2 protein-coding genes are annotated in these 1,701 nt (G+C 32.2%); both read right to left on the reverse strand.

Translation table 11 applies throughout. The annotated features are described in order from the left end of the window. The coding region (locus ACLVEP_RS12640; protein WP_412585262.1) for a hypothetical protein at positions 1-443 on the reverse strand (443 nt) is incomplete at its 3' end. Between the two features lie 127 nt (positions 444-570). Beyond that, positions 571-1,326, reverse strand: coding sequence for an IS21 family transposase (gene istA, locus ACLVEP_RS12645; RefSeq protein WP_412585263.1), 756 nt, complete (start codon positions 1,324-1,326; stop codon positions 571-573). Positions 1,327-1,701: the final 375 nt, after the last annotated feature.

The following is a 1,701-nucleotide window of genomic DNA, read 5'->3' on the forward strand; positions in this document are numbered from 1 at the left end:
GCTTTTTTATACTGACCATATGTTGATTGGGTAGTATCTTCATTCTTAATATTATATAAAGTATAACTGATTAAATACAAATTATCTGCACTGTCGTCTAAAGGAAACGTAAAATTTTTAAAATAAGCGGTAACTTCTTCATATGTATAAAGATTTGGCAAATTTAATAAATATCCATCTTGATCAAGAGCGTTAGTAGAGGCAACTTCATCAACAAGTTTAACAACCCATTTTCGATTTAAAATGGCATCATAGCCATTAGAACCGGCTAAAATAAAATCATCATATAACTTTTGACAAGGCCTTGTAAATCCATTGCATGATCCAAATTTTAAAAAACTCTTCAAATACCAATGATGTCTCAAAATAGTCGTCTCACAAAGATTATTACTTTTTTGATTCAATTCAAAACAAGTTTTCATAATGTTCTCTAGTTCGTTCATTTATGTCATCCTTTCTGTTCATTTAGACAAGAATAGCATAACATAAGAAAAAACATTATCTTCAAAAATAAAACAAAAAACATCCTGAATAAGAGGTTATCTTCTCTATTTTGAAGATAATCTTTTTTTAGAGATAATCTTTAGGTCTCTTTACTCTGGCAGGTACAATAGATGTGTCATAATAATCAGCCATCTCCTGATATACTTTGTTGATCACAGGGTCTTCATACTTTTTGTGATGAGTAACACCTGTTTTTAAATTATCAGGAACTAAAAGTCTAGTCACACCATCAAAATAATTATACATTTGGATATGGCATTGAATCCATTCCTCCTGTTTCATGCTTTTACACGCATAAACATACGTATACATACTGAATGGTAAAGTCGCAACAAAAAGATATGCTTTTGTGACTTCACCTGTTAATCGATCATACACATTCATGGTGCTGCCACACCAGTCCACCATGACTCTATCACCAGGTTTGTGATTGATATGCATGGTCAATTTATGCTTCTTGACATAGTCATTGTACAGCTTATTGAATTGAGTACGATGATAATAGGGAAGTTTTGCATCGGTACATGACATAACGTATTCTTCCCACAATCCTTTAAGAGTAGTGCCAGGCTTTAAAAGTTCCTTATGGACATATTCAAAATCTGGGACCTGCTGAACAGGAACATACTTTTTTTCAGGAAACAGAAGTTCATCAAGGGAACGATCATCCATCGTTTGAAACTGAACCCAGCTCAATCCAGTCTGATCAGCAGCTTTAAACACTTTACTAACAGTATTACGTGACAAATGTAATGAGGAAGCAATCGACCTCTGGCTTTCACCTTTAAATCTCCTTTCTAAAATTCTTTTGATTTCTTGCATAAAAAACACCTCCTATAAATTTGCAAGGTAGATAAAAATATCTACAAATTAATATTATAACTTATAGAAGGTGTTTTCGATTATTTAATTTTATTATCAAGTGGCTCTCATAGCGAAATAGGTAGCTCCGAAAAACGGACAGGGTGGCTCTCAACAGTGATCAGCATGGCTCTGTTGCACCGAAATATTCAATTAAATCGGTAGAAAGTCTTAAGAAATATATAAGCATTAAAATCTGATATCTTTTTATAATTGAACAAAAATATTAAAAGAAATTCCTATGAAAAATATAAAAGTATTTATTTGGATTGGGATAATTATACAAAAACCTGTCCAGATGTATTCGGGGAGGTTTTTTCATGGGTAAAAATAGAT

It is taken from the genome of Faecalibacillus sp. (assembly GCF_047023275.1).
GTDB lineage: Bacteria > Bacillota_I > Bacilli_A > Erysipelotrichales > Coprobacillaceae > Faecalibacillus.